General features: G+C 38.0%; 23 protein-coding genes and 1 tRNA gene. 18 read left to right on the top strand and 6 right to left on the bottom strand.

All coding sequences use genetic code 11. The features are described from left to right. The first annotated feature begins 170 nt into the window (after positions 1-170). From J4Q03_RS05050 to argH, 4 genes are all read left to right on the top strand, one after another. The gene (locus J4Q03_RS05050) at positions 171-1,130 is read left to right on the top strand and encodes an acetylornithine carbamoyltransferase (protein WP_426047117.1); all 960 of its coding nucleotides are present in this window, start codon (positions 171-173) and stop codon (positions 1,128-1,130) included. A gap of 54 nt (positions 1,131-1,184) precedes the next feature. Continuing rightward, positions 1,185-1,979: an acetylglutamate kinase gene (argB, locus tag J4Q03_RS05045; protein ID WP_426047116.1), complete on the top strand. Its 795-nt coding sequence runs from the start codon at positions 1,185-1,187 to the stop codon at positions 1,977-1,979. Further along, positions 1,954-3,036, top strand: a complete 1,083-nt coding sequence (locus tag J4Q03_RS05040) for a M20 family metallo-hydrolase (RefSeq protein ID WP_426047115.1) — start codon at positions 1,954-1,956, stop codon at positions 3,034-3,036. The genes argB and J4Q03_RS05040 overlap by 26 nt, the downstream gene beginning before the upstream one ends. 257 nt (positions 3,037-3,293) lie before the next feature. Beyond that, positions 3,294-4,598, top strand: coding sequence for an argininosuccinate lyase (argH, locus tag J4Q03_RS05035; RefSeq protein WP_426047114.1), 1,305 nt, complete (start codon positions 3,294-3,296; stop codon positions 4,596-4,598). A 732-nt stretch (positions 4,599-5,330) separates the two neighbouring features. Here the strand turns inward: argH and J4Q03_RS05030 are convergent. Beyond that, positions 5,331-5,792 (bottom strand): Lrp/AsnC family transcriptional regulator, encoded by a 462-nt coding sequence (locus J4Q03_RS05030; RefSeq protein ID WP_169235940.1) that lies wholly within the window; start codon positions 5,790-5,792, stop codon positions 5,331-5,333. A gap of 239 nt (positions 5,793-6,031) precedes the next feature. Between J4Q03_RS05030 and J4Q03_RS05025 the strand changes: the two genes are divergently transcribed. The 7 genes from J4Q03_RS05025 (at position 6,032) to J4Q03_RS04995 (ending at position 15,122) form a co-directional block, all read left to right on the top strand. After that, entirely contained in the window at positions 6,032-6,922 is an 891-nt protein-coding gene (locus tag J4Q03_RS05025; RefSeq protein WP_426047113.1) for an aspartate carbamoyltransferase catalytic subunit, read from the top strand. A gap of 166 nt (positions 6,923-7,088) precedes the next feature. Continuing rightward, positions 7,089-8,162 carry a carbamoyl phosphate synthase small subunit gene (locus tag J4Q03_RS05020; RefSeq protein ID WP_426047112.1) on the top strand — a complete coding sequence of 358 codons (1,074 nt, stop codon included), beginning with the start codon at positions 7,089-7,091 and terminating at the stop codon, positions 8,160-8,162. Between the two features lie 57 nt (positions 8,163-8,219). Beyond that, positions 8,220-8,570, top strand: a complete 351-nt coding sequence (locus J4Q03_RS05015) for a four helix bundle protein (protein WP_426047111.1) — start codon at positions 8,220-8,222, stop codon at positions 8,568-8,570. 55 nt (positions 8,571-8,625) lie between these two features. Continuing rightward, positions 8,626-11,808 (top strand): carbamoyl-phosphate synthase large subunit, encoded by a 3,183-nt coding sequence (carB, locus tag J4Q03_RS05010; RefSeq protein ID WP_426047110.1) that lies wholly within the window; start codon positions 8,626-8,628, stop codon positions 11,806-11,808. A 200-nt stretch (positions 11,809-12,008) separates the two neighbouring features. Next, positions 12,009-13,178, top strand: a complete 1,170-nt coding sequence (locus tag J4Q03_RS05005; protein ID WP_426047109.1) for a serine hydrolase domain-containing protein — start codon at positions 12,009-12,011, stop codon at positions 13,176-13,178. A 124-nt stretch (positions 13,179-13,302) separates the two neighbouring features. After that, entirely contained in the window at positions 13,303-14,079 is a 777-nt protein-coding gene (locus J4Q03_RS05000) for an isocitrate lyase/PEP mutase family protein (protein WP_426047108.1), read from the top strand. Beyond that, on the top strand, positions 14,076-15,122 hold the full coding sequence (locus J4Q03_RS04995; protein WP_426047107.1) for a bifunctional transcriptional activator/DNA repair enzyme AdaA: 1,047 nt from the start codon (positions 14,076-14,078) through the stop codon (positions 15,120-15,122). Before J4Q03_RS05000 ends, J4Q03_RS04995 begins: the two co-directional genes overlap by 4 nt. Positions 15,123-15,131: 9 nt before the next feature. On the opposite strand, the gene J4Q03_RS04990 is transcribed toward J4Q03_RS04995, so the two are convergent. Further along, entirely contained in the window at positions 15,132-15,986 is an 855-nt protein-coding gene (locus J4Q03_RS04990; protein ID WP_426047106.1) for a hypothetical protein, read from the bottom strand. 298 nt (positions 15,987-16,284) lie between these two features. On the opposite strand from J4Q03_RS04990, the gene J4Q03_RS04985 reads away from it, so the two are divergent. Genes J4Q03_RS04985 through J4Q03_RS04975 form a run of 3 tightly spaced genes read left to right on the top strand, consistent with a single transcriptional unit; the run spans position 16,285 to position 17,777 of the window. Then, positions 16,285-16,890 (top strand): DUF2911 domain-containing protein, encoded by a 606-nt coding sequence (locus J4Q03_RS04985; RefSeq protein ID WP_426047105.1) that lies wholly within the window; start codon positions 16,285-16,287, stop codon positions 16,888-16,890. 3 nt (positions 16,891-16,893) lie between these two features. After that, positions 16,894-17,421 (top strand): GNAT family N-acetyltransferase, encoded by a 528-nt coding sequence (locus tag J4Q03_RS04980; protein ID WP_426047104.1) that lies wholly within the window; start codon positions 16,894-16,896, stop codon positions 17,419-17,421. Beyond that, positions 17,418-17,777 carry a cupin domain-containing protein gene (locus J4Q03_RS04975; RefSeq protein WP_426047103.1) on the top strand — a complete coding sequence of 120 codons (360 nt, stop codon included), beginning with the start codon at positions 17,418-17,420 and terminating at the stop codon, positions 17,775-17,777. The genes J4Q03_RS04980 and J4Q03_RS04975 overlap by 4 nt, the downstream gene beginning before the upstream one ends. Before the next feature lie 90 nt (positions 17,778-17,867). Here J4Q03_RS04975 and J4Q03_RS04970 read toward each other — a convergent pair whose 3' ends face one another. The 3 genes from J4Q03_RS04970 to J4Q03_RS04960 all read right to left on the bottom strand — a co-directional run bounded on the left by J4Q03_RS04970 (position 17,868) and on the right by J4Q03_RS04960 (position 20,356). Then, the gene (locus J4Q03_RS04970) at positions 17,868-18,611 is read right to left on the bottom strand and encodes a dienelactone hydrolase family protein (RefSeq protein WP_426047102.1); all 744 of its coding nucleotides are present in this window, start codon (positions 18,609-18,611) and stop codon (positions 17,868-17,870) included. 364 nt (positions 18,612-18,975) lie between these two features. Further along, the gene (locus J4Q03_RS04965; RefSeq protein WP_426047101.1) at positions 18,976-19,587 is read right to left on the bottom strand and encodes an HAD family hydrolase; all 612 of its coding nucleotides are present in this window, start codon (positions 19,585-19,587) and stop codon (positions 18,976-18,978) included. Positions 19,588-19,924: 337 nt separating this feature from the next. Then, positions 19,925-20,356 (bottom strand): type I restriction enzyme HsdR N-terminal domain-containing protein, encoded by a 432-nt coding sequence (locus J4Q03_RS04960; protein ID WP_426047100.1) that lies wholly within the window; start codon positions 20,354-20,356, stop codon positions 19,925-19,927. Between the two features lie 7 nt (positions 20,357-20,363). Here J4Q03_RS04960 and holA point away from each other — a divergent pair, with 7 nt between their 5' ends. From holA to J4Q03_RS04940, 4 genes are all read left to right on the top strand, one after another. Then, positions 20,364-21,401 (top strand): DNA polymerase III subunit delta, encoded by a 1,038-nt coding sequence (gene holA / locus J4Q03_RS04955; protein ID WP_426047099.1) that lies wholly within the window; start codon positions 20,364-20,366, stop codon positions 21,399-21,401. 244 nt (positions 21,402-21,645) lie between these two features. Further along, positions 21,646-22,587 (top strand): thioredoxin-disulfide reductase, encoded by a 942-nt coding sequence (trxB, locus tag J4Q03_RS04950; protein ID WP_426047098.1) that lies wholly within the window; start codon positions 21,646-21,648, stop codon positions 22,585-22,587. Between the two features lie 309 nt (positions 22,588-22,896). Next, positions 22,897-23,124: a glyceraldehyde-3-phosphate dehydrogenase gene (locus J4Q03_RS04945; protein ID WP_426047097.1), complete on the top strand. Its 228-nt coding sequence runs from the start codon at positions 22,897-22,899 to the stop codon at positions 23,122-23,124. 127 nt (positions 23,125-23,251) lie between these two features. Further along, positions 23,252-23,336, top strand: a tRNA-Ser gene (locus J4Q03_RS04940). 316 nt (positions 23,337-23,652) lie between these two features. Here J4Q03_RS04940 and J4Q03_RS04935 read toward each other — a convergent pair. Next, on the bottom strand, positions 23,653-25,017 hold the full coding sequence (locus tag J4Q03_RS04935; protein WP_426047096.1) for a hypothetical protein: 1,365 nt from the start codon (positions 25,015-25,017) through the stop codon (positions 23,653-23,655). Positions 25,018-25,218 lie beyond the last annotated feature (201 nt).

Genomic DNA, 25,218 nt, shown 5'->3' with positions numbered 1-25,218 from the left:
CGTTTAGGAAGAACACTTTAGTTTTTTGAAAATCTTTGATTTTCATCTTGTGTGAACTTACTGTTTTCAAAATAATAAACCTTTAAAATTGAAGTGTTCTAAAGTGTTAAATAAAAAAACTTTGTGCCTTTGTGGTTAAGATTACCACCATTAATTAAAAAATTCATCAAATGAAAAAATTCACCTCTGTAAGCGACATAAAAAACTTACAGGAAATTATAAAAAAAGCTTTACAGATTAAAGAAAATCCCAATTCCGAACCGGAAAAAGGAAAAGGAAAAACAATAGGCCTTGTGTTTTTAAATTCAAGTTTAAGAACCCGTTTAAGCAGCCAGATTGCAGCTCAGAATTTAGGATTAAATGTCCTGACTTTAAATGCTGCCCAGGAAGCCTGGAATCTGGAATTTGCTGACGGCGCCGTAATGAATGGCGATACTGTTGAACATATCAAAGATGCCATTGAAGTTCTGAATCAATACTGTGATATTATTGCAGTACGTTGTTTTGCAGGAATGAAGTCCAAAGAAGATGATGTTAATGAAAGTATTCTGAGCCAGTTCGAACAGCACGCCAAAGTGCCTGTAGTTTCTCTGGAATCTGCAACACGGCACCCGCTGCAAAGTCTGGCAGACTGTATTACCATTACAGAAAACTGGAAAGAAGAGCACAAACCGAAAGTGGTTCTTACCTGGGCACCACACATCAAACCCATTGCTCAGGCCGTTGGAAATTCTTTTGCGGAATGGATGCAGGAAATGGACGTTGATTTTGTGATCGCGAATCCCGAAGGGTATGATCTGGATAAAAATTTTACAAAAAATATCAAAGTAATTCATAATCAGGATGAAGCCTTAAAAGATGCAGATTTTATCTATGTGAAAAACTGGTCTTCTTTTGATGAATATGCAGCCATGCCGGAAGTAAAAGAAAACTGGATGCTGACCGGAGAAAAACTGGAGAACACCAACCATGCAAAAGTAATGCACTGTCTTCCGGTCCGTCGTAATGTGGAGTTGAGTGATCAAGTAATGGATGGCGAAAACTCCATCATCTATGAGCAGGCAAAAAACAGAATTTTCTCTGCCCAGGCAGTGTTTTCAGAAATTTTGGATGAATTGAATTCTAAATAACGGAATTTAATCCTTGCCAAGGATTAGTAGGAAGAATTTCAAAAAAAGGTTATAATGAAAGAAAAGCTATATATTATAAAAATCGGCGGTAATTTAATTGATGATGAGGGATTATTGAACGAATTTTTAGAGCAGTTTTCTGAAATTAAAGAAAAGAAAATTCTGGTTCACGGAGGCGGAAAATTAGCAACTACTTTGGCGGATAAATTAGGTGTTGAACAAAAAATGATCAACGGGCGGAGAATCACGGATAAAGATACGCTGGATATTGTGGCGATGGTGTATGCAGGAGGTATCAATAAAAATATAGTGGCAAAACTTCAGCAGAAAAAATGCAAGGCGATAGGTTTTTCCGGTGCTGATGCAAATTTGATTAAAGCCAAAAAAAGAGAACATGCAGAAATAGATTTCGGATTTGTAGGAGATATTGAGAAGAAAAGCGTGAACAGGAAATTGATCTCAAAATTGATTAAACTTAAGCTTGTTCCTGTGTTTTCGGCGATTACCCATGACAAAAAAGGCAATCTCTTCAATACCAACGCAGACACAATTGCTTCGGTCATTGCCCAGGCTTTATCTTCAAAATATAATGTGGAATTACTCTATTGTTTTGATAAAGAAGGTGTTTTGGAAGATGTTGAAGATCCTGAATCTGTTATTGGAAATATTTCTGAAGAAGAATTCTTTGTGTTGAAAGAAGCGGGAAAGCTCCATAAAGGAATTCTGCCTAAGCTTGAAAATGCGCTCGGGGCTGTAAAAAATAAGGTAAACAAGGTATTCTTAATCAAAGAAACCCAATTAAAAAATCATATAGAAGATAATCATGGAGGAACTGAAATCTGTTTATAGTAAAGAGGAGCTGCTGACTCAGGCGGTTGAATTGCTTAAAAAACTGATTGCAATTCCGTCATTCAGCAAAGATGAATACAATACGTCCGTAGAGATTGAGAACTTTTTTAAAAAACATCATATTCCTGCAAAACGTTTTAAAAATAATATCTGGGCAGTCAATAAAAACTTTGATGCATCTAAGCCGTCTGTCTTGCTGAATACCCACCATGATACGGTAAAACCTAATAAAGCTTACACATTGGATCCGTTCCTTCCCGTTGAGCAGGATGGAAAACTGTACGGTTTGGGAAGCAATGATGCAGGTGCTTCTCTGGTTTCCATGGCTCAGGTTTTTTTACATTTTTATGAGAAAGAAGATTTAAGATATAATTTAGTTATTGCTTTGACGGCTGAGGAGGAGATTTCAGGATTTGATGGAATTGAAGCCTTATTTCCACAGCTTCCGGACATCGAACTCGCCATTGTAGGAGAGCCTACGCAGATGAATCTGGCGATCGCGGAAAAAGGACTTTTGGTGATAGACGGGGAAATGAAAGGAACTCCTTCTCACGCCGCTCATCCGAATGATGATAACTCCATAGTGAAATGTATAGAAGATCTTCAGAATATCCTGAACTTCAAATTTCCGAAGGTTTCCGATTATTTAGGCGAAGTTAAAGTTACCCTTTCAGGAATTCACGCAGGTGTTCAGCACAACGTGGTTCCGGAAGCCTGTACTTTCACTTTGGATGTAAGGGTTACCGATGAATATTCCAATAAGGAAGCGTTTGAGATCATTCAGTCACAGATGAAATCTTCATTGTCGGCCAGGTCTCTCAGATTAAACTCCTCAAAAATAGAAATGGATCATCCTTTTGTACAGGCAGGTCTTGAAATCGGAAGGACAACTTACGGTTCACCAACATCGTCCGACCAGGCGATTATTCCGTGCACATCCGTAAAAATAGGTCCCGGTGACAGCAGGCGCTCTCATACAGCAGATGAATACATCTATATAAAAGAGATTGAAGAAGGAATCGAGATCTATATCAGGATCTTAGAAAAAGTTTTATAAAGAGAAGTTAGATGTTAGAAATTAGAAGTTAGATGCCGGAAAATTATACATACACCTTAGTACTAACATCTAATATCTAAAAAATAAATGTTTTGACCAGGCTCAGCAGGCAATAAAGCCTAGTTTTTAATAAGATTTATGCAAAAAAGAAAATTAAAGACGAAGCTTTTGAATGTGGAGATGTTTTTTTATAGTTTAATAATAAGAATGCTCTGCTGGGCAGGTTGAAACAAATTGAATATTGTAAAAAATAGAATATGAAAAAAATATGGCAGAAGGATGACCTGGCCACCAATATATTAGTCAACAAATTTACAGTCGGGAAAGATCTTGACTTTGACGAACGTTTAGCGAAATATGATGTTAAAGGTTCCATGGCCCATTGCCAGATGTTGGCAGAAACCGGAATTATCTCCGGCGAAGAATCAGAACAGATGCTTTCTGTTTTAGCAGATATTTTAAAAGATATCGAAAACGGAAGCTTTGAGATCGATAAAGAAGCAGAAGATATTCATTCTCAGGTTGAAGCGATTTTAATTGAAAAATTAGGCGATACCGGAAAGAAGATCCACACGGCAAGATCACGGAATGATCAGGTTTTATTGGATATCAAACTTTATTTACTGGATGAAATACGTGAAATCACAGCGTTGACCGATGAATTTTTCCAGATTTTAATTAAGCTGGCTGATCAGCATAAAAATATACTGCTTCCGGGCTATACCCATCTTCAGATTGCGATGCCGTCTTCATTTGGATTGTGGTTTGGTGCCTATGCGGAAGCATTACTGGATGATGTTGAACTGTTGTTTTCGGTAAAAAATATCATCAATAAAAATCCACTGGGTTCAGCAGCAGGATACGGCTCCTCTTTCCCCATTGACAGAGAAAGTACGACTTATAACCTAGGTTTTCAGTCAATGAACTACAATTCTGTATATGCACAGATGACCCGCGGAAAATCAGAAAAAATGCTGTCGATGGCCATGGCCACTTTGGCCGGAACGCTTGGGAAATTTGCCTACGACGTCTGTTTATATTTAAGCCAGAACTTCAATTTTATCAGTTTTCCAAAAGAGTTCACCACAGGAAGCAGCATTATGCCGCATAAAAAGAATCCGGATATTTTCGAACTGGTTCGCGCACGGTGCAACAGAATTCAGTCTTTGCCGAATGAATTGATCTTATTAACAAACAATCTGCCGTCAGGGTATCACAGAGATGTGCAGCTGACAAAGGAAATTCTTTTCCCGGCCATCGATTCATTGAAAGAATGTCTGGAGATATTAAGTTACACCCTTCCGAATATTCAGGTAAAAGATGGAATTCTGGAAGATGAAAAGTATAAATATCTGTTCAGTGTAGAAAAGATTAATGAAGAGGTAAAAAAAGGAAGTTCATTCCGTGATGCCTATGTAAAAGTAGGGCAGGAAATTGAAAATAATGAATTTGAGTTTGAAGTTGGAAATCTCAGCCATAGTCATCAGGGAAGCATAGGAAATCTTTGTCTGGATAAAATAGAATATCAGTTTAATAAGCTGAAAAATAAATTATTGGGTTGATTTTAAGAGAAAAACAAAAACGTAATCAATATTGTATTTCAAAATTAAGCGAAGCGTCTTCGTTTATCTTAAAAAAGATAAAGCATTTTATTTATTCTTTGTTTAGCCTTGCGATAACTGAGAAAAAATTAATCAATTTTAAATGTAGTGGAAATCTTTGTCTGGAAAAAATAGAATATCAGTTTAATAGCCGAAGAATAAATTATTGGATTGATTTTAAGAGAAAAACAAAAACGTAATCAATATTGTATTTCAAAATTAAGCGAAGCGTCTTTGTTTATCTTAAAAAAATAAAGCATTTACTTATTCTTTGTTTAGCCTTGCGATAAATTGCAAAAAAATTAATCAATTTTAAATGTAGTGGATTTCTTTGTCTGGAAAAAATAGAATATCAGTTTAATAGCTGTGATTTTAAGAGAAACAAAAACGTAATCAATATTGTATTTCAAAATTAAGCGAAGCGTCTTTGTTTATCTTAAAAAAGATAAAGCATTTTATTTATTCTTTGTTTAGCCTTGCGATAAATTGCAAAAAAATTAATCAATTTTAAATGTAGTGGATTTCTTTGTCTGGAAAAAATAGAATATCAGTTTAATAGCTGTGATTTTAAGAGAAACCAAAAACGTAATCAATATTGTATTTCAAAATTAAGCGAAGCGTCTTTGTTTATCTTAAAAAAATAAAGCATTTTACTTATTCTTTGTTTAACCTTGCGATAAATTGAAAAAAAAATTAATCTAAATCAATTTTAAACTTAGTGGATTTTTTCACCTCGTGAAGCACAATAGAACTGTGATATTGGCCAATATTAGGAATATTTGAGATCACATTAACGGCAAAATCATTATAAGAATTAATATCCTTAGCGATGATCTTAAGCATATAGTCGTACTCACCGGACAGACTGATGATTTCCTGGACCTCATCATGTTTCATAATGTTTTTCTCAAAGGTTTCCAGTACTTTCTGGGATTGCTCTTTAAGACGGACATTACAGTAAACAACAATATTCAGGCCCAGTTTTTCACGGTTCAAAAGACCAACGTATTTCTCAATAATGCCATGTTTCTCCAATTGTTTGATACGTTCGTAAGTTGGAGTAAATGTAAGACCTATCCTTTCTGAAATTTCTTTCACAGATAGAGTAGAGTCTTCCTGAATAATACTGAGAATCATTTTGTCTTTTAAATCCATAGAATAGGTTTGAATTTTAACAAAAATATCAATTATAAATGAAAATAAGGAATGATTAAGAGGTTTTAATTTATTTTAAAATTTGGTTTTGTAGATTCGTGAAATTTCTATATCTTTGCACCTAATGAATAAAAGAGTGTTTATATCATTAGATTTACCGGGCGAAAGCGCCCTTTACGATATTTATTATTAGCGAAGATGTTGTCTTCGCTTTTTTTATGCTCAAAAATTAAAGAATTATGTTTACGATTACAGAACTAAGCACCGAGAGAATCAACAGTATACTGACCGAAGCACTGGCTTTTGCCAACGGAAAAACTGCAAAAATTGAAGGAGAAATTTTCTGCTCAAATCTTTTCTTTGAAGACAGTACAAGAACAAAGACAAGCTTTGATATCGCAGAAAGGAAACTGGGCCTGCAGGTAGTACCTTTTGATGCTTCACACAGTTCCGTAAATAAAGGGGAGAGTCTTTATGATACCGTAAAAACCATTGAAAGCTTAGGCATAAATCTGGTGGTGATCAGAGATAAAAAAGACAGATATTTTGAAGAATTAAACAACATTAATATTCCGGTAATCAACGGAGGAGACGGAACCGGAAATCATCCGTCCCAGTGCATGCTGGATCTGATGACGATCTTTCAGGAATTCGGAAAATTCGAAGGACTGAAAATAGGAATTGTTGGAGATGTAAAACACAGCCGTGTTGCCAATTCCAATGCAGAAGCCTTAAGAAGATTGGGTGCTAAAGTATACTTCTCCGGACCTGAACACTGGTTTGATGAAGGGGCTTTAATTAATGGAACTTATTTACCGGTGGATCAGCTAATTTCTGAAGTGGATGTCCTGATGCTGCTAAGAATCCAGCATGAAAGACACGATGCAAAAATGAGCTACTCTGCTTCCGAATACCATAGGAAATATGGTCTTACGAAAGAAAGAGAAAAAGCAATGAAAGAAGGCGCAATTATCATGCATCCTGCACCCATCAACAGAGGCGTAGAGATTGATACAGACCTTGTAGAATGTGAACGTTCAAGAATTTTTAAACAGATGCAGAACGGCGTTTTCGCAAGAATGGCAATTTTGAAAGAAACCCTGGAAAAAGAAGGGTATACCTTTAAATAACGAGTTTTGAGATTCGGGTTCCGGATCTTGAACATACAAAAATTCCCCTCCCTTGGAGGAGTGTCAAAAAATAGAATGTTTTTTGACGGGGTGGTTAAAAGAAAAAAATAAAACAGAACGAGGAAGTCTAACTTCTAACTTCTAAAATCTAATATCTAATTTTAAAATGAAGAAAAAATTAATACTGGAGTCCGGTGAAGTGTTTCATGGAGAAGGTTTCGGAGCAGAATTGGAAACTGCCGGAGAAGTAGTTTTCAATACCGGAATGACAGGTTATCAGGAGCTGATCTCCGATCCGTCATACTGCGGTCAGATTGTTTGCATGACCTATCCGCTTATCGGAAATTATGGTATTAACCGTGATGATTATGAAAGTATCGAGCCGGCTATTAAAGGACTTATCGTAAAAGAACTTTGCGATCTTCCTTCCAATTTCCGTACTCAGATCACTTTAGATGAATTATTTAAAAAGAAAAACCTTTCGGGAATTTCTGGAATTGACACCAGAAGACTCACCAGAATTCTTCGTAATTCAGGCGTTGTGAAAGGTAAAATTGTAAACGTTGAAGCTGATGAAAACGAAGTTGTTGCAGAATTAAAATCTACAACTTTCCCAACCAATCAGGTGGAAACTGTTTCTACAAAAACAGCTTACGCTAATCCGGGAAGAGGATTTAAGGTAGTATTGGTGGATTTCGGTTCCAAGTTAGGGATTATCAGAGAGCTTTCTCAAAGAAACTGTGACATCACTGTAGTTTCTCACGACACCTCGGCAGAAGAGATTATGTTAATGGATCCGGATGGAATTATGCTTTCAAATGGTCCCGGTGACCCTGAAGACAACCCGCAGGCATTAGAAATGATCCGTGGATTATTAGGAAAAGTTCCCATCTTCGGAATCTGTTTAGGACATCAATTGATCGGTTTAGCTTGTGGAGCAAAAACTTTCAAACTGAAGTTCGGACACAGAGGAGGAAACCACCCTGTACTGGATCTGCAGAAAAACAAAGTTTCCATCACCTCTCAAAACCATGGATATGCTGTAGATCAGGAAAGTCTTAAAGGAACGGACTTGGTGGAAACCCATATTGCTTTGAATGACAGAACCAATGAAGGTCTGAAACACAAGATCCACCCATGCTTCTCCGTTCAGTACCACCCGGAAGCAAGCCCTGGTCCGGAAGATGCAAATTATTTGTTTGATGAGTTCATTGATTTAATGGAGGGCTTCAAAAAATAAGAACCAAGAATCAAGATACAAGAATCAAGACGCAACAACAAGATTAATAAACTACAGATGTACAACTTTGAGAAACTACTTTTCTGGCAAAAATCTATTGTACTGGCAAAAAATGTTTATATTATTTGTCAGGAGATCAGTAACGATGAAAAGTACGGTTTGATTTCTCAAATTAAAAGATCTGCAGTTTCTATTCCTTCGAATATTGCGGAAGGTTCTGGTAGAAATGGAAGTAAAGAATTCAATCATTTTTTGGCAATTGCTCTAGGTTCAGCTTTTGAACTGCAGACACAGCTGATTTTGGTTAGAGAATTAAATCTTTTACCGGAAGAAAAAATAAATGCTTTACTAAGTGAAGTTTCTGAAATTCAGAGAATGATTTATTCGTTTAAAAATAATTTAAAATAAAAGTCTGGGATCTTGGCTCTTGGCTCTAGAATCTTGACTCTACAATAAAAAGAAAATGGCAAAACGTACAGATATAAAAACAATTTTAGTAATCGGTTCAGGACCCATCATCATCGGTCAGGCAGCTGAATTTGATTACGCAGGAACACAGGCTTGCCTGTCTTTGAGAGAAGAAGGCTACAAGGTGATTTTGATCAATTCAAACCCTGCAACCATTATGACGGATGTAGAAATCGCAGATAAAGTATATATCGAGCCGATTTCACTTCAGTTTGTAAGCCACATCATCAGAAAAGAACGTCCGGACGCTTTGTTACCGACACTGGGAGGTCAGACAGGTCTGAACATGGCGGTAGAACTTGAAAAATCAGGAATTCTTGAAGAATGTAAAGTGGAAGTTTTAGGAACTACACTTTCTGCGATCAACAGAGCGGAAGACAGAGATCTTTTCCGTGAACTGATGAGAGAGCTGAATGAGCCGGTTCCGGAATCAGACATTGTGACTACAGTAGAAGGAGCGATCCGTTTTGCTGATGAGATCGGTTATCCTGTGATTGTTCGTCCCGCCTTTACGATGGGAGGAACCGGAGGCGGTATTGCTTCCACAGAGGCTGAGTTGAAAGAAATTGCAGAACTGGGACTGAAATATAGTCCTGTTACCCAATGTCTTATCGAAAAATCAATCGCCGGTTTCAAAGAAATTGAATACGAAGTAATGCGTGATGCCAACGACAATGCGATTGTGGTTTGTAACATGGAAAATATAGATCCGGTAGGTGTTCACACCGGAGATTCTATTGTCGTAGCGCCTTCTCAGACGCTTTCTGACAGAGAGTATCAGTTATTGAGAAACGCTTCCTTAAAGATCATCAGAGCCTTAGGAATTGAAGGAGGGTGTAATGTACAGCTGGCTTTAGACCCGAATTCATTCGACTACTATATCATCGAGGTGAATCCTAGGGTTTCCCGTTCATCAGCATTGGCAAGTAAAGCGACAGGGTATCCGATTGCGAAAATTGCAGCAAAAATTGCGGTAGGCTTAACGCTTGACGAGATCATGAACCCGGTAACAGGAAAAACATACGCATGTTTTGAGCCAGCCCTTGACTATGTGGTGACAAAATTCCCAAGATTTCCGTTCGATAAATTCGAAACAGCAGACAGAAGATTGTCTACACAGATGAAAGCCACCGGAGAAGTAATGGCCATCGGAAGAAACTTCGAAGAATCTTTACAGAAAGCCATCCGTTCTCTTGAAACCGGAATCAGACACTTAGGGTTAAAAACAAAGCAGGCTGAAGCATTAACGGCTGAAGAAATCGAAAGAAGAATCAGAGTCTGCGACGATGAAAGATTGTTCATCATCGGAGATGCTTTAAGAAAAGGATACGACTGGGAACAGATTGTAGAATGGAGCAAAATCGATAAATTCTTCATCTGGAAATTAAAAAAGCTGGTTGATTTCGAAAAAGTGATCACTGCCAATAAATTTGATAAAGAAACTTTAATTCAGGCGAAGAAATTAGGGTTTGCAGATATGAACATTGCCCATCTTTGGGAAGTGAAGCAGCGTGAAGTTTTCAATTTCAGAAAAGAAAACGGAGTAATGCCGGTTTACAAAATGGTAGATACCTGCGCCGCTGAATTTGAAAGCGAAACCCCATATTTCTACGGAACTTACGAAGAAGAAAATGAAAGTGTAGTTTCAGATAAGGAAAAAATCATCGTTTTAGGTTCCGGACCAATCAGAATAGGACAGGGAGTAGAATTCGACTATGCGACGGTTCACTCGGTTTGGGCAATCAAAGAAATGGGCTACGAAGCCATCATTATCAACAACAATCCTGAAACCGTTTCTACAGACTTCTCCATCTCAGATAAATTATACTTCGAGCCGTTGACGGAAGAAGATGTAATGAACATCATCGAGCTTGAAAAACCAAAAGGAGTTGTCGTTCAGTTCGGAGGGCAGACGGCAATCAACCTTGCAGATAAACTGGCTTCACACGGAGTACAGATTCTGGGAACTTCACTGGAAGACCTTGACAGAGCTGAAAACAGAGATAAATTTGAAAAAGCACTTCAGGAAATGGGAATTCCCCAGCCTTTAGGAAAAACGTCTACTTCAAAAGAAGAAGCAATAAAAATTGCCAACGAGATCGGTTATCCGGTTTTGGTACGTCCAAGCTACGTATTGGGAGGACGTGCTATGGAAATCGTTTATGCAGAAGCTGAGCTGGCATACTATATGGAGCATGCGGTAGATGCAAGTCCTAAGCACCCTGTTTTGGTCGACAAATACATGGTAGGAAAAGAAATAGAGATCGATGCCATCTGTGACGGCGAAACCGTAGTGATTCCGGGAATCATGGAGCACATCGAAAGAGCCGGAGTGCACTCAGGAGACTCAATTGCAGTATATCCTACACAGAATGTTTCACAGTCAGAGATTGATACTCTGGTAGATTACACCCAGCGACTGGCTAAAGGTTTGAATGTGATTGGTTTAATGAATATCCAGTACGTTCTTTTCGAAGGAAATGTATATGTGATCGAAGTGAATCCACGTTCTTCAAGAACAGTTCCATTCCTTTCTAAAATTACAGAAGTTCCGATGGCTAATCTTGCCACAAAAGCAATATTAGGGCAGAAACTGAAAGATTTAGGATACAAAAATGGTCTTGTTCCTGCAAAAGAAGGCGTGTATGTAAAAGTTCCTGTATTCTCTTTCTCAAAGCTGACCAAGGTAGATATCTCTCTGGGACCTGAAATGAAGTCTACAGGAGAGGTAATGGGTAAAGATACTACTCTGGAAAAAGCCCTTTACAAAGGATTGATCGCAGCAGGAAGAAAAGTTCCGATGCACGGTTCCATTTTGTTCACTGTTGCAGATAAACACAAGCAGGAAGCTGCAGATCTGGCGTCAAGATTCCATGAAGTAGGTTTCAGAATCTGGGCAACGGAAGGAACCGCTAAATTCTTTGAAGAAAAAGGGATTCCTTGTAAAATAGGATACAAAATAGGAGAAGATGATGTAAACCTTATCGACCTGATCCAGAAAGGAAAAGTTCAGTATGTAGTAAATACCATGACCAAAGGTAAACAGGTAGAAAGGGACGGATTCCAGATCAGAAGAATGAGTGTGGAAAACGGCGTACCTTGTTTAACATCCATGGACACGGTAGAAGCCATCCTGAAAGTCATTGAAAGCATGAGTTTCAAAATGGAGACGATGTAATTTCGGAACCAAAGAATATATTCAAACCCTGCGAGTTTTCTTGCGGGGTTTTTGTTTGAAAAAATTAAATATCAGCTGATTATAGAAATTTGTATGAATTAGAAAGAAGGTTATAGGTGAAATGTGTACATTGCGTATATCTGAATAACAGCGAAGATTTAATGATATTGAAAATTGATATTAATAAAATACATTGTCAAATGATAAACATCAAATCCAATTTCTTCTGTACCGTTTCATGTATTGGAATTCTTTTTTCCTGTACTGCTGCAAAACGTATTGCGGCAGAGCCCAATACTGGTGGTATGCCCGAAAAAACAGACTCGCTCTATAAAAAAATCCAGAGGCTTGGTTTAGAGTATACCCAAAAAAGTAATGTTCCCGGAGTGGCTGTTGCAGTGATTGAAAATGGAAAAGTAGCATGGATACAGTGCATTGGATATGCTGATGTGGCTAGTAAAAGGCCGGTTACAAACCAGACAATTTTTAACGTTGGTTCAATTTCAAAGGTAGTTGCTGCGTGGGGATTTATGCGATTGACAGAAAAAAAGCTGGTTGATTTGGATGACCCTGTTAATCAGTATTTAACCCGTTGGAAACTACCACAATCCTCATTTGATGTTTCAAAAGTTACCCTTAGACGGATTCTAAGCCATACGGCTGGGCTTTCCGTACATGGATATGGAGGTTCTGAACAGGGAGCTAAACTCTTATCATTAGAAGAATCCCTATCAGGAAAAACAAAAAGAAACAGGGAAAGTGTAAGCCTTATTATGGAACCGGGAACAAAGTGGAAATATTCCGGAGGAGGTTACACTCTTGCACAGCTTTTACTTGAAGAAAGAACCAAAGAAAACTTTGCTGAATACATGAGAAAAAATGTTTTTAAGCCTTTGGGATTACATCACACTAATTATGAATGGACAGAAGAAATGAAAGCAAATTCTGCCACAGCTTATGATACATTGGGAAAACCTATAAAAAACAGAATATTTACCGAACAGGCTGCTGCAGGATTGCAGACAACAATTGTAGATTTTGCCCGTTTTGCTGAATTATCCATCACAGCCGATCCAAAAGAACTAAATAAAGTTTTGAAATCCGAAACGATACGATTGATGGAACAGCGTGTCCAGCCAGGTTCCAGTGAAGGAGAAAGCGGTCTCGGCTACCGGTTCTTTAACTTTGAAAATCTTCAGACTGTTGGTCATACAGGTGAAAACGACGGTTGGTGTGCTTCTATGTTTTTGCACATGCCTACCAAAAGCGGTTTGGTTATCCTCTGCAATGGCTCTAACTGGAAAGATGATATGAGAAATCCAATGTATGCTGCTTGGGCAGAATCAGTTTTAAAAGAACTCGGAAAATAAATGATTTGATATAAGTAAACTTAAGTCCTGTAATTTTCTTACAGAGTTTTACCCTATAAAAATACTTGTCCGTTTTTCGGTTGCATAAAAGCAGGATCCATACTACTTTTGATAAAAAATTAAAATGACAGCAATTCAGAGATTCAGAGAACTCCATCAGCAGCATGATCCCTTATTGATAGGAAACGTTTGGAATGTTCAGAGCGCTAAGGCTTATGAAAAATTGGGCTATAAAGCAGTAGCGACTTCAAGCTCGGCCGTAGCATTTAGCCTGGGATATGAAGACGGCGAAAACATAAGCTTTGATGAATACTTTTATATCATTGAAAGAATTTTAAAATCCATATCAATTCCGTTATCTGTAGATATGGAAGGAGGTTACGGAAAAACCACTGACGAGATTGTTTTAAACATCTCCCGACTGGCGAAGGCAGGTGTTGTCGGGATCAATATTGAGGATAGTGCCATCATTGACGGCAGCAGAAAATTATTAAGTACAGACGATTTTTTTAATAAATTAAATGAAGTTATTCAGAAGCTGAAAGAACAGCATATAGAGATTTTCGTCAATGTCAGGATAGATCCGTTTCTGCTTGGCGTAGACAATGCAGCAGAAGAAAGTTTACAGCGGATGAAAATTATAGAACAAGTGGGAGCGGACGGGATTTTTGTTCCCTGTATCACCGAAGTACAGGATATTGAACGCCTTACTGATGCCGCGAAACTTCCGTTCAGTGTTATGGCTATGCCTGGACTTCCGGATTTTAATACCCTTAAAAGGCTGGGCGTTAAAAGAATTTCATCCGGAAATTTTTTAAATGGTTATATTTATGATCAATTGGAAACGGCATTAAAAAACATTGGTGAGACCGGGAGCTTTTCCCCAATTTTTCAGATATGATAAAGCTTACAGAAGAAAGAATGTATCAGGCATCTTTAGAGAAAGATTCCTCATTTGAAGGCATCTACTGGATGGCTGTAAAAACTACGGGTATATTCTGCCGTCCAACCTGTACAGCCAGAAAGCCAAAAAGAGAAAATGTAGAATTCTTTATTAATACAGAAAAAGCAATACAAAACGGCTACAGACCGTGTAAAATTTGCAGGCCGCTTGAAAAGCTGAATGAAACGCCCCGGTATATTCAGGATCTGATGGACGAACTTCAGCAGAACGAATCATTAAAAATCAAAGACACAGACCTTCTGAAAAGAAATATTGAACCGGTAACCATAAGACGCTGGTTTCTGAAAAACCACGGAATGACTTTTCAGGCCTTTCAGAGAGAATTCAGAATGAATAAAGCATTTAAGAAAATAAAAAATGGCGGAAGCATTATGGAAGCAGCACTGGAATCAGGTTACGAAAGTTTAAGCGGCTTTAATGAACGCTTTAAAGATGTGATTGGTACGACACCCAAAAATACAGTCCGCCGGAAAATTATTGATCTGAAAAGACTGGAAACCCCATTAGGTCCCATGTTTGCCTGTTCGTGCGAAGAAGGAATCTGTCTGCTTGAATTTACGGACCGTAAAAATATTGACCGTCAGTTCAGCCAGCTGTCTAAAACGATGAATGCAGAAATCGTCCAGGGGGAGAATAAACACTTTAAGCAGCTGGAGGATGAGCTCAACGAATATTTCGAGGGAAAAAGGAAGAAATTTAATGTGCCGCTTTTTACCACAGGAACAGATTTCCAGAAAAGAGTCTGGCAGCTTCTGACAGAAATACCCCTAGGAGAAACCCGGACGTATAAGCAGCAATCCGAATTTTTGGGCAATCCTAAAGCCGTACGCGCTGTAGGAACGGCCAATGGGATTAATAAAATAGCGATCATAATTCCCTGCCACCGGGTAATAGGTTCAGATGGTGAACTGGTAGGGTATGCCGGAGGAATCTGGAGAAAGCAAAAACTTCTGGAACTGGAAGGGGCTATCTTATTTTAAATAGTGCCGTTAGTTCATTTTATAATAAGTGTCCGAAAAATATTTGCTCGGCTTAATGTACACTGTTTTTCTATCAGCATCAAAGATCCAGTTGAACCTTTTAAGCATATCTGCACCCAAATAACTTACTGTTTGTGTTGTATGTTTACCTGCAAAAAAGCCTGCAGGTACATCTTTCAGAACAGAATTATTCAGCTTGAAAAATGGAAGGATTCCCTGTTTGGTTACGATATTTTCTCCGGAAGAATTCTTCATAGTTTTTTCCGAAGTCACCTTTAAAAGCTCATCAAGCTTTTTTTCTTCCGCAAAAGCATTGCTGTAAAGAATAGCTCCGGAATATCCGGACTGCAGCAGAAAATAGGCTTCCTGTTGTTGCTTACCGTCAATGACATTATCTGCATTAATAAAAAACTGGCCATTCTCATGGAATAACATAACGCCTTGATAGCCATTTAAATCCGGTTGTTTGTCATAAATTTCAATCCGGTTGTTATCATAATCTATTTTAAAGGATTTTCCGGAGAACATTCCTGTTCCGATCTTTCCATCCGCTTCATGGCCCGTCAGTTCATTATTGAAAAAACGGACATTATGTAAATTCATTTTCCCGATCTGTACCGTATTATCATGGCTGACATCATCTTTATCAAAACTAATATGATCCGCTTTATGATGTCTTTCCGGAGAAATCGACGCATCTTCCATAGCGATCTGGAACATCAGGTCCAGAGAATCCTTTTTATTCACCAGTGTTTTGATGATGATATTATTATGTTCTGTAATTCTGAACGGGATCGTCTGCTGAGCACTGATGCTGAAAAGGCCTGCAGAAAGCAGTAAGATAATGCTTGGTTTTCTGAACATTCTGATGTGATTATGGTTAAATTCGGGATTTTAAAATTACCCATTATCTTTGAAAGAACAAAACTAAAATTAAATGATTGAAAAACTGCTTAATAGCGGGCTTCATTGAAAAAATATCACCTGCAATGGGAACAGCAAACAGCTAAGAAATTGCCATTCTGATATCCTTTCACAGTCTAAGGGAATCAGATGGAGAACTGGCGGGCTAGACAGGCGGAATCTGGAGAAAGCAAAAATTATTGGAATTAGAGAAGGCTATTTTATTTTGATTTTTGTAAATTTAGGCAAAAATTTACACGTGAAAAAGTTACTATTTGCACTTTGCATATCAGCTTCGGCTTTAAGTTTTGCTCAGGATTACTCAGTACCGGCAGCAAGCCCGCGTCAGAAGGTAGAACAGCAGTTTTCTATGTCCAAAATCAGCATTGATTATGGTAGACCGGGAGTGAAAGGACGTAAGATCTTCGGAGAACTGGTTCCTTACGGACAGGTTTGGAGAGCAGGCGCGAACTCATCTACAAAAATCACATTCGGACAGTCTGTTAACTTCGGTGGAAAAACAGTTCCTGCAGGAACGTACGGGCTTTTTATCGTTCCTACAGAAAAAGAATGGAAAGTAATATTAAATAAAGATTTCCAGCAGTGGGGCGCTTATACCTATGATCCAAAACAGGATGTGGTAGATGTAACCGTACCGGTAAACAAACTGGCTGATAAACAGGAGTGGTTTGAAATCACGTTGAACCCAACTGATGAAAACTCAGGAAATCTTGTGATTAAATGGGACATGGCTCAGGCAGAAGTTGCTTTAAAACCTGCAAAACCGGATGCTGTTATCAAGATTGCAGATAAGCTGAAAGAAATTAAGAAAATAGAATCTGACGCTGCAAAAACAAAAAGCTAAGCAATGAAATTTTCAATTCAGCCTGTTTTAGAAAATCAGGAATATAAATTAATCCCCTTAGAACAAGGGGATTTTGAGTCTTTATATGAAGTAGCTTCCGATCCCAGAGTCTGGGAGCAGCATCCCAATAAAGAACGATATAAGAGAGAGGTTTTTGAAAGCTTCTTCAAAGGTGCTATGGAAAGCGGAGGTGCTTTTAAAATTGTAGAAAAATCTTCCGGTGATGTTTTAGGCAGTACCCGTTTTTATGATTTTGATGAAAATGAAAATCGTATTTTCATTGGTTATACCTTCTATGGAACAAAGTCGTGGGGAAAAGGGATCAATCCCAAAGTGAAAAAAATGATGCTTGATTATATCTTTCAGTATGTAGACAAAGTACATTTTCATATCGGGAAAGAAAATTTCCGGTCCCAGACCGCACTGGAAAGAATCGGTGGTAAGAAAATCGCAGAAGAGGAAGTGGCTTATTTTGCAGAGCCTACAAGAACCAATTTTGTGTATGAAATAAAGAAAGAAAATCTGTCATGAAAAAATATAGGATTCAAAAATCACCATTTGTAGTGCCTACTACAGATGGAAAACTGATTGAAGAGCACTGGGGAAATTCTACAGGAAACTCAGATATTTCCATTGCCCACATGGTAGCGCCACCAGACTGGAGCGAGCCGCATCAGACTCCGGATTTCGACGAGTTTACCCTTATTATTTCAGGAAAGAAGCAGTTTGAGATAGACGGAGAAATTATCATTCTTGAAAAAGGACAGAGTATTTTGATAGAAAAAGGCGCAAGAGTACGTTACAGCAATCCGTTCTCAGAATCCTGTGAATATATAGCCATCTGTCTTCCTGCATTTTCGATGGATTTGGTCAACAGGGAAGAATAAAAAAAATTACCAATGTAACAGTGTAACAAGATACCAATTCGATTCGTCGGTAAAAGTATTGTTACACTGTTACATTAAAAATAAATTCATTTATTTCAGTATTTCCTTCAGAAACAGCAACGTATGGTTCCAGGCTCTTTTGGCCATTACTTCATTATAATCTGGCGATTTCGGATCGGTAAATGTATGTTTCGAATGGGCATAAGTGATGATCTGCCAGTCTGCATTGCCTTCGTTCATTTCTTTGATTAAATTATTATAATCTTCCGGGGTAACTCCCTGATCATCTGCAGGATTTTCGACTAATATTTTTGCGGAAATCGGGCCGTTTTTTCTGGACTGATCTTTTCCTATACTTCCGTGGATGGAAACAACTCCCACAACAGGAAGGCTTCCTCTTGCTGATTCCAAAGCTCCCGTGCCGCCGAAACAGTATCCGATCACAGCAATTTTATCAGCAATTGCCCCATTTTTTTTCAACTGTTCTAAAGCCAGGGAAATCCGTTTTTGGTAAGCATCATAATTCTGTTTGTAATATCCGGACGTTTTGCTGGCAGAAGCATTATCTGCGGGAATATTTCCTTCACCGTAAATATCAGCAATTAAAGCAATATAACCTTGTTTTTCAAGATCGGCTGCAGCAGTTTTAGCTTCGTCGTCGATCCCTTTCCAGGCTGGCAGGATCAGGACACCCGGAAGTTTTTTTCCGGCATTGGAAGTGACCAGCCCGTTGAGTTTCTGAGAACCATCCTGATAGGAAACGGTTTTTAATTTTTGACTAAAAACGGTTCCTGCACTGATCATGCATGCTGTTAATAAGAGGTTGCGTATCATATTCTGTATAATTTAGTAAGTGTTAAAAAGACTTTAATTATAACTTAACTGAGCTTCGGGATAAGATTTAAACACAATGATAAAAAAGGCTTTTACAAAGTATTCAGTTGATTTTAAGATAAACAAAGCCGTTTCACTTATTGATAAGCAATACAAAAAAGTATTGTATTACCTGCTGAATGAAATGTCCTTGTTTGACTCACTATACATGCCTGAAAACAATTGTATTCTTATCGAAAAGGCATACAAAACATGTTTTCCGGCATTTACTTATCCTAAATTCCGGCATTTATAAAAAAATCCTCAACTAAATTACAGAAAATAACTTATATTGAGGATGAAAATATGGTAAAACCAAAGATGATCAGAGCTGGATTCCCAGATCTGCCAGCTCTTTTTCCAGATCAGTATCCGGATCTATTTTAATGGTCATAAATCCTAGTGAATCGGCCATGTCGATATTTTTAGGATTATCATCAATGAAAACAGATTCACTGGCCTTAAGATCATATCTTTCCAGAAGAATATGCCAGATTTTCGGATCCGGCTTGATCAGTTTTTCCGTTCCTGAAACCACGATCTTTCCGTTAAAAAGTTGGAAAAAATCATAATTTTCCAGTGCATAAGGAAAAGTTTCCTCAGACCAGTTGGTTAACCCGAACAATTGATAATTAGTATTTCCTAAACGACGTAAAATTTCTACATTCTGTGGAATATCACTTTTCAGCATCACGGTCCAGTTGTCATAATAAGCTCTGAGCTCTTTTTCCCATTCAGGGAATTTTTTCACCTGGATATCGGTACCTTCCGCCAGGCTTCTTCCGCGGTCCTGTTCTTCATTCCATTCCGACTGGGCAATGTTTTCAAGAAAGTATTCCATTTTTTCATCATCATTAAAATAGTCTTTGAAAAAATATCTTGGATTCCAATCCATTAGTACACCTCCAAAATCAAATATGATATTCTTAATTTCCATATATGTTTTAAACTTTTTTAAATTATTATTTAACCACAAAAGTCGCAAAAGTTTTTAATTTTAAACACTTTAGAGTACTTTAGTTTTAAAAGTTTTACCAGGCTGAAAATAATAAGATCACACAAGGAGAATCAGAGATTTTCATGAAAACTTAAGTGTACTTCTTTGCGCAATGTATTCAACTTAAATACACTTAAGTGTTTCAAAAGCTTTTGTGACTTTTGAGGTTGATATGTATTTTTTTAAACCACCCCGTCAAAAATTCTTTGAATTTTCGCCACCCCTCCAGTGAAGGGGAATGTGATCCCCGGTAATTAAAAATTTGTGGTTAGAAAGTTTACTCCGGTTTATAGAATTGATACTGTCCGTTCTCATAGTATGCATTGATGTGATGCAGGCCATTGGTCAGGATAATTTCTTTTGCGCCTATAATGGAATTGTACCGGGCTGTCTGTTCAAATGTTTTCTCGGTCAGCTTAATTTGTGGTGCCTTGCATTCAATCAGGATAATAGGTTCTGTTTTCTCGGTAACCAGAAGGTCGATTCTTTTGGTAAGGCCGTTCAGAAGGATCTTTTTTTCGGTGATAATTGCCGACCGGGAATAGGCCTTTACAGTAAGATAATAGTGTACCCAGTGCTGCCTTACCCATTCCTCAGGGGTGAGGAGAAGATAAGTTTTGCGGACCAAGTCATAAATAAAAAACTTATCTTTGTCTTTCTTGAATTTAAAATCAAAAGTTTCCTGAAAATTCAGTTTTGGAAGTTCCATTAATAAGATGAAAGAATTAGATTTAATCCTCAAAAATATTAAAAATAAAGAAGTTTTACCTATTTATTTTTTCCACGGAGAAGAACCTTACTTTATTGATGCCGCCGTAAAAGTGCTGGAACACGACTTTCTGGAGGAAGATGAAAAAGCTTTTAACCAGACCGTTGTATACGGAAAAGATACTTCCTATCAGGAGATCCTTTCCCTGGCAAGACAGTTCCCGATGATGGGGGATAAACAGTTAATTATTGTAAAGGAAGCTCAGGATCTCAAATTTAATGAAGAAGAAAACAGGGTTTTGGAAGCCTATGTTGAAAATCCTGTACCGTCTACGGTGCTGGTTTTTGCCCATAAGCATAAGAAACTGGACAGCAGGAAAAAAGCGACAAAAGCTTTGGACAAAGCAAAAGCTCTTTTCTTAAGCGAATCGGTGAGAGACACCAATCTTCCGAAATGGATCGCTGACGAATGCACGCGCCTTACAATTAAAACCGCTCCGAATATTTCTCATCTGCTTGCAGAATACCTGGGAAACGACCTTTCAAGAATTGCCAACGAGCTGAATAAATTGAAGATCATCCTTAAAGAAGGTGAAATACTGGACGGGACGATCGTGGAAAGCCATATTGGGATCAGTAAGGAATATAATGTTTTTGAGCTTCAGAAGGCTTTAGGAACCAAAAATGCTGATGCAGCCTTTAAGATTGCTCATTTTATGGGTAAAAATCCAAAGAACAATCCTTTTGTCATGATGCTGGCAAACCTTTACAGCTACTTTTCCAATGTGATCATTTACCAGACAATGGCCGGGCAGCCGCCACAGGTTATTGCTTCACAGATGGGTGTTAACCCTTATTTTATCAAAGATTATGCAGAAAGTGCAAGATTATATCCTTTAAAACATGCGACAAGAGTCATTTCTATTTTAAGGGAGTTTGATATGAAAGGGAAGGGCCTTGGTGCGGTGAATATGGGAGAGGCAGAACTGATCAAGGAACTGGTGTATAAGATTATCAATGTGGATAAGATTAAGATGAAGGTGTAATGAGTTGATGGGTTTGAGAGTTTGAGAGTTTTGGACTGAGAATGTAAATGGCCTATAATTAGACTTTATAACCTGTAGGTGATAACCCGGGCCCGGAATCCAGAATCCCATTCCGATACGTCAATCATTTATCGACAGTTCACATAGTTGATATTGACAAGTATCATTAAAAATACTTTAATAAAACATTAAAAATTACGAAATTAGCGGACTGAATTAAAATCTTTTTGAACAAAGTAAATTTATGGAGCAAAACATTTTAGATTGTGTGATCGTTGGATCTGGACCTTCTGGTTTCACAGCGGCAATATATGCAGCAAGAGCAGACTTAAAACCTGAACTTTATACAGGTTTGGAGCCGGGTGGACAATTAACAACAACTACGGAGGTTGATAACTTTCCAGGGTATCCGGCAGGAATTACAGGGCCTGAAATGATGATGGACCTGCAGAAGCAGGCGGAAAGATTCGACACTAAAGTTCATTATGAAATGATCACCAAAGCCGAATTCTCTAAAGAAAACGGCGGTGTTCACAAATTATATGCAGGAAACAAAGAGATCCTGGCTAAAACAGTGATTATCTCTACAGGAGCTACAGCAAAATATCTTGGTCTTGACGATGAGAAGAAATATGCAGGAGGCGGTGTTTCGGCATGTGCTACATGCGACGGTTTCTTCTACAGAGGAAAAGATGTGGTGGTAGTGGGAGCGGGAGATACGGCAGCCGAAGAAGCTACCTATCTTGCGAAACTGACCAGAAAGGTAACCATGCTGGTAAGAAAAGACGTTTTCAGAGCTTCTAAAGCAATGATCCACAGAGTGGAAAATACTCCGAATATTGAAGTGAAATTCAATCATGAACTGATTGGTATTGAAGGTGAAAACAGCCTTGTAGAAAGAGCCCTGATCATCAACAATCAAACGCAGGAAACCTCTACGGTTGACGTAGAAGGGATCTTTATCGCTATCGGACACAAACCGAATACGGATATCTTCGTAGGACAGATAGACCTTGACGAAAACGGATATATCCTTACTGAAAAAGGATCTACAAGAACAAATCTTCCGGGAGTCTTTGCTGCTGGTGATGTTCAGGATCATATCTACAGACAGGCGATCACCGCTGCAGGAAGCGGATGTATGGCTGCGATGGATGCAGAAAAATACCTGGCTGAATTACATTAATATTCAGTTTATTATCATACAAAGCGTACCCGGCGGGTGCGCTTTTTATTACCACAAAAGCTTATTAAATGCTCTACTTATTTTTAAGTTGGATATAGTGCAGATTAAGTACACTTAAGTTTTATAGAAATCAAGATTTTATTGAAAGATGATATATATTATATTCAACAGGAACGGGCTTTGGCCCGTTTACATAGTGGAGATTCCGTTGGCTTTAGCCAAAGATAGGTTGTGGGTCGCACCTTGTGAAAAATATAATTGTACTAACCGAAAAATTCCTAAATTTAAATCCCAAATCAAAAAAATAATATGCACAGTAAAATCATAAAAATAAAACACGTAACAGGAACCTACACCATTGAAATCCAGGATGGAAGACTGAATGAAATGCAAAGCCAGCTGGATAAATGCCTGAATGATGAACAGGCGGCTATTGTAGTAAAAGGAGAAAATGGAGATCAGTTTGTGTATCCATCGGATCTTATAAAAAACAGTTTCATTGCCATAGTAGACAGGGAAGAGGTTAGGGTGTCCTAGAAAAATAATTCGCCTGATTTTAAGTCTATTATTAAGTTTCGTTGAAATTTCTCACGGAAAAGTTTTGCAGAACTGTAAAATCGTTTTATATTTGCACCACTGAAAACAACGGTATAGCCGTTATTCAGGAGAGATGGCAGAGTGGTCGATTGCGATAGTCTTGAAAACTATTGACTGTAACAGGTCCGGGGGTTCGAATCCCTCTCTCTCCGCAAAGTGAAAAGAAGAAATTCTTTACAAAGCACAAAAATTAAATCCTGCAATTCATTGAATTGCAGGATTTTTTGTTTATATGAATTGATGAACTTTCACACTTGCGGCATATTTGGGTTTAAAAGAACAGGAGATACATAGAGATACATTATACATCACTGATATCATATCTAAAATATATTATTTAGAAAATAGATGTTCATATTGTATTTGAATAAGTTTTGTGTCAATAAAATGATATTTCAGTGTTTTTATTTAATATGGAGTTCATTAGGGTCTCTAAGGATAAGGATAGCCTTGCGAGTAAATATTCCTCTAAAGTGGTGTATAAACAATTGACATGGTTGCTCCCGCTTGTTTGTAGGTTCCCCCTTTATTGCATTGGGTAAAGGAATAAAACTGTTCTCCGGCATTCAGGATAAAAGCAACTGTTAAATTAGTAAAGCCGTGTCCCATATAATTAGAACCATACTGCTGAGTGTTTTTACTTCCGGCCCTAATTCCCAGAGTAACACCTCTATAATGGCTTTCTAGAGGTGTTCCTTCCGGAACACCCTCGAATCCAGCGTTAATTGTTATTGTATATAATCCGCTTTTTTTTACTTGAAAAACTCCATTGTTAATTCTGGTTACATAATCATTGTCAATCTGGTTTGTATTTTCAAACCACAGTACACTGCTTGAACCGTCAGCTGTTTTTAATGATGATCCTGTTCTTGTAGCAATCAAAACACTTGTAGGTATTTTTACAGCTACTTTTTTAGCCACTCCATTTTTATCTAATGCGACCAACATATCAGTGGCATTGAGAGGTGATGAAGGTACCTTTCTGAATCTCACATTCCCATCTACATCCAGTTTTTCCGAAGGAGACATCGCATAATCTGTATTCGAATGTCCTATTCCCACATTTCCATATTCATTAATTACCATAGCCGGGCTATCACTCGTAGAAAATGTAAGGGCAGAAGAATTGGTTGTTCCGCTTCCCCAGTAATTTGCTTTTATTCCTGCCAACGGATGATCTGCTCCTGCAATTCTGCCGTTAAAAGATATTTTTCCCAGCTCTGTGCCTGCAGACAGATTGTTAGCCCCCGATCTTTCCAAAGCTAATAATGGGGAAGTGTTTACAGATTCCACTTTTAGCTGATTACTTCCTGCTGCAGAGCCTTCTTTTAAATGTAATCCGCTGTCAGGGGATGAAATCCCGATTCCTACCTTGCCATCATCTTTAATAACAAAATCGGTATTGGTAATTCTTGCAGCACCTGTAGAACTCTTGCCCAGCTTTACCATTGTATTGGCAGGATCATCAATAAAGGCATCCGGAGTTGGATCTCCAGCGGTTGTATTCCCTGTATTTAGCTTTTGCCATTTGTTTAAGCTACCGTCAAAATAAAAATAACCGGAACTTGTAACCTCAGCAGTTTGTCCTGCGGGAGCTGTGTCAGCAGCTGTTACATAAACCATAGCACCCGTCTGGCTGGTAGTATAGGTTTTCGCTCTAAGCTGTGCCCCTGTAATTCTCGGAGCGATAATTCCATCCATGATATTGATTAAATCGGGTTTACCTACTACATCCAAGGTGGCTTGGGGATTTGGAGTATTAATTCCTGTTTGGGAGTGAGCTGACAGGTAACATAATATTCCAGCTAAAAATAAAAGTTTTTTATTCATCATCGTTTGATTTATTTACGCACAAATGTAGAGATACAGATGGAAAACAAAGAAATATCAGTTACATCATAAATACATCATATGTGCATTTTTTATACAATGCACCTAGCAAATTCATATTCTTAAAATAAATGATAGGGTTCTGATAGATACCAGAGAATGGAACAACTCGATTTTGGTTTCCATAGTTATTTTTTCTACAGC

It is taken from the genome of Chryseobacterium sp. NFX27 (assembly GCF_049887855.1).
In the GTDB taxonomy this organism is placed as follows: domain Bacteria; phylum Bacteroidota; class Bacteroidia; order Flavobacteriales; family Weeksellaceae; genus Chryseobacterium.
This window is presented reverse-complemented; position numbering and strand designations above follow the sequence as displayed.

What these genes read in the sequence shown, in the direction of transcription:
- J4Q03_RS05000 (WP_426047108.1), top strand. Translation starts at nt 13,303, where the DNA reads ATGACAGCAATTCAGAGATTCAGAGAACTCCATCAGCAGCATGATCCC.
- J4Q03_RS04990 (WP_426047106.1), bottom strand. Translation starts at nt 15,986, where the DNA reads ATGTTCAGAAAACCAAGCATTATCTTACTGCTTTCTGCAGGCCTTTTC.
- holA (WP_426047099.1), top strand. Translation starts at nt 20,364, where the DNA reads ATGAAAGAATTAGATTTAATCCTCAAAAATATTAAAAATAAAGAAGTT.
- J4Q03_RS04970 (WP_426047102.1), bottom strand. Translation starts at nt 18,611, where the DNA reads ATGATACGCAACCTCTTATTAACAGCATGCATGATCAGTGCAGGAACC.
- J4Q03_RS04960 (WP_426047100.1), bottom strand. Translation starts at nt 20,356, where the DNA reads ATGGAACTTCCAAAACTGAATTTTCAGGAAACTTTTGATTTTAAATTC.
- J4Q03_RS04975 (WP_426047103.1), top strand. Translation starts at nt 17,418, where the DNA reads ATGAAAAAATATAGGATTCAAAAATCACCATTTGTAGTGCCTACTACA.
- J4Q03_RS04935 (WP_426047096.1), bottom strand. Translation starts at nt 25,017, where the DNA reads ATGATGAATAAAAAACTTTTATTTTTAGCTGGAATATTATGTTACCTG.
- J4Q03_RS05025 (WP_426047113.1), top strand. Translation starts at nt 6,032, where the DNA reads ATGTTTACGATTACAGAACTAAGCACCGAGAGAATCAACAGTATACTG.
- J4Q03_RS05005 (WP_426047109.1), top strand. Translation starts at nt 12,009, where the DNA reads ATGATAAACATCAAATCCAATTTCTTCTGTACCGTTTCATGTATTGGA.
- carB (WP_426047110.1), top strand. Translation starts at nt 8,626, where the DNA reads ATGGCAAAACGTACAGATATAAAAACAATTTTAGTAATCGGTTCAGGA.
- J4Q03_RS04965 (WP_426047101.1), bottom strand. Translation starts at nt 19,587, where the DNA reads ATGGAAATTAAGAATATCATATTTGATTTTGGAGGTGTACTAATGGAT.
- J4Q03_RS04945 (WP_426047097.1), top strand. Translation starts at nt 22,897, where the DNA reads ATGCACAGTAAAATCATAAAAATAAAACACGTAACAGGAACCTACACC.
- trxB (WP_426047098.1), top strand. Translation starts at nt 21,646, where the DNA reads ATGGAGCAAAACATTTTAGATTGTGTGATCGTTGGATCTGGACCTTCT.
- J4Q03_RS05040 (WP_426047115.1), top strand. Translation starts at nt 1,954, where the DNA reads ATGGAGGAACTGAAATCTGTTTATAGTAAAGAGGAGCTGCTGACTCAG.
- J4Q03_RS05015 (WP_426047111.1), top strand. Translation starts at nt 8,220, where the DNA reads ATGTACAACTTTGAGAAACTACTTTTCTGGCAAAAATCTATTGTACTG.
- J4Q03_RS04995 (WP_426047107.1), top strand. Translation starts at nt 14,076, where the DNA reads ATGATAAAGCTTACAGAAGAAAGAATGTATCAGGCATCTTTAGAGAAA.
- J4Q03_RS05050 (WP_426047117.1), top strand. Translation starts at nt 171, where the DNA reads ATGAAAAAATTCACCTCTGTAAGCGACATAAAAAACTTACAGGAAATT.
- J4Q03_RS04980 (WP_426047104.1), top strand. Translation starts at nt 16,894, where the DNA reads ATGAAATTTTCAATTCAGCCTGTTTTAGAAAATCAGGAATATAAATTA.
- J4Q03_RS05020 (WP_426047112.1), top strand. Translation starts at nt 7,089, where the DNA reads ATGAAGAAAAAATTAATACTGGAGTCCGGTGAAGTGTTTCATGGAGAA.
- argH (WP_426047114.1), top strand. Translation starts at nt 3,294, where the DNA reads ATGAAAAAAATATGGCAGAAGGATGACCTGGCCACCAATATATTAGTC.
- J4Q03_RS05030 (WP_169235940.1), bottom strand. Translation starts at nt 5,792, where the DNA reads ATGGATTTAAAAGACAAAATGATTCTCAGTATTATTCAGGAAGACTCT.
- argB (WP_426047116.1), top strand. Translation starts at nt 1,185, where the DNA reads ATGAAAGAAAAGCTATATATTATAAAAATCGGCGGTAATTTAATTGAT.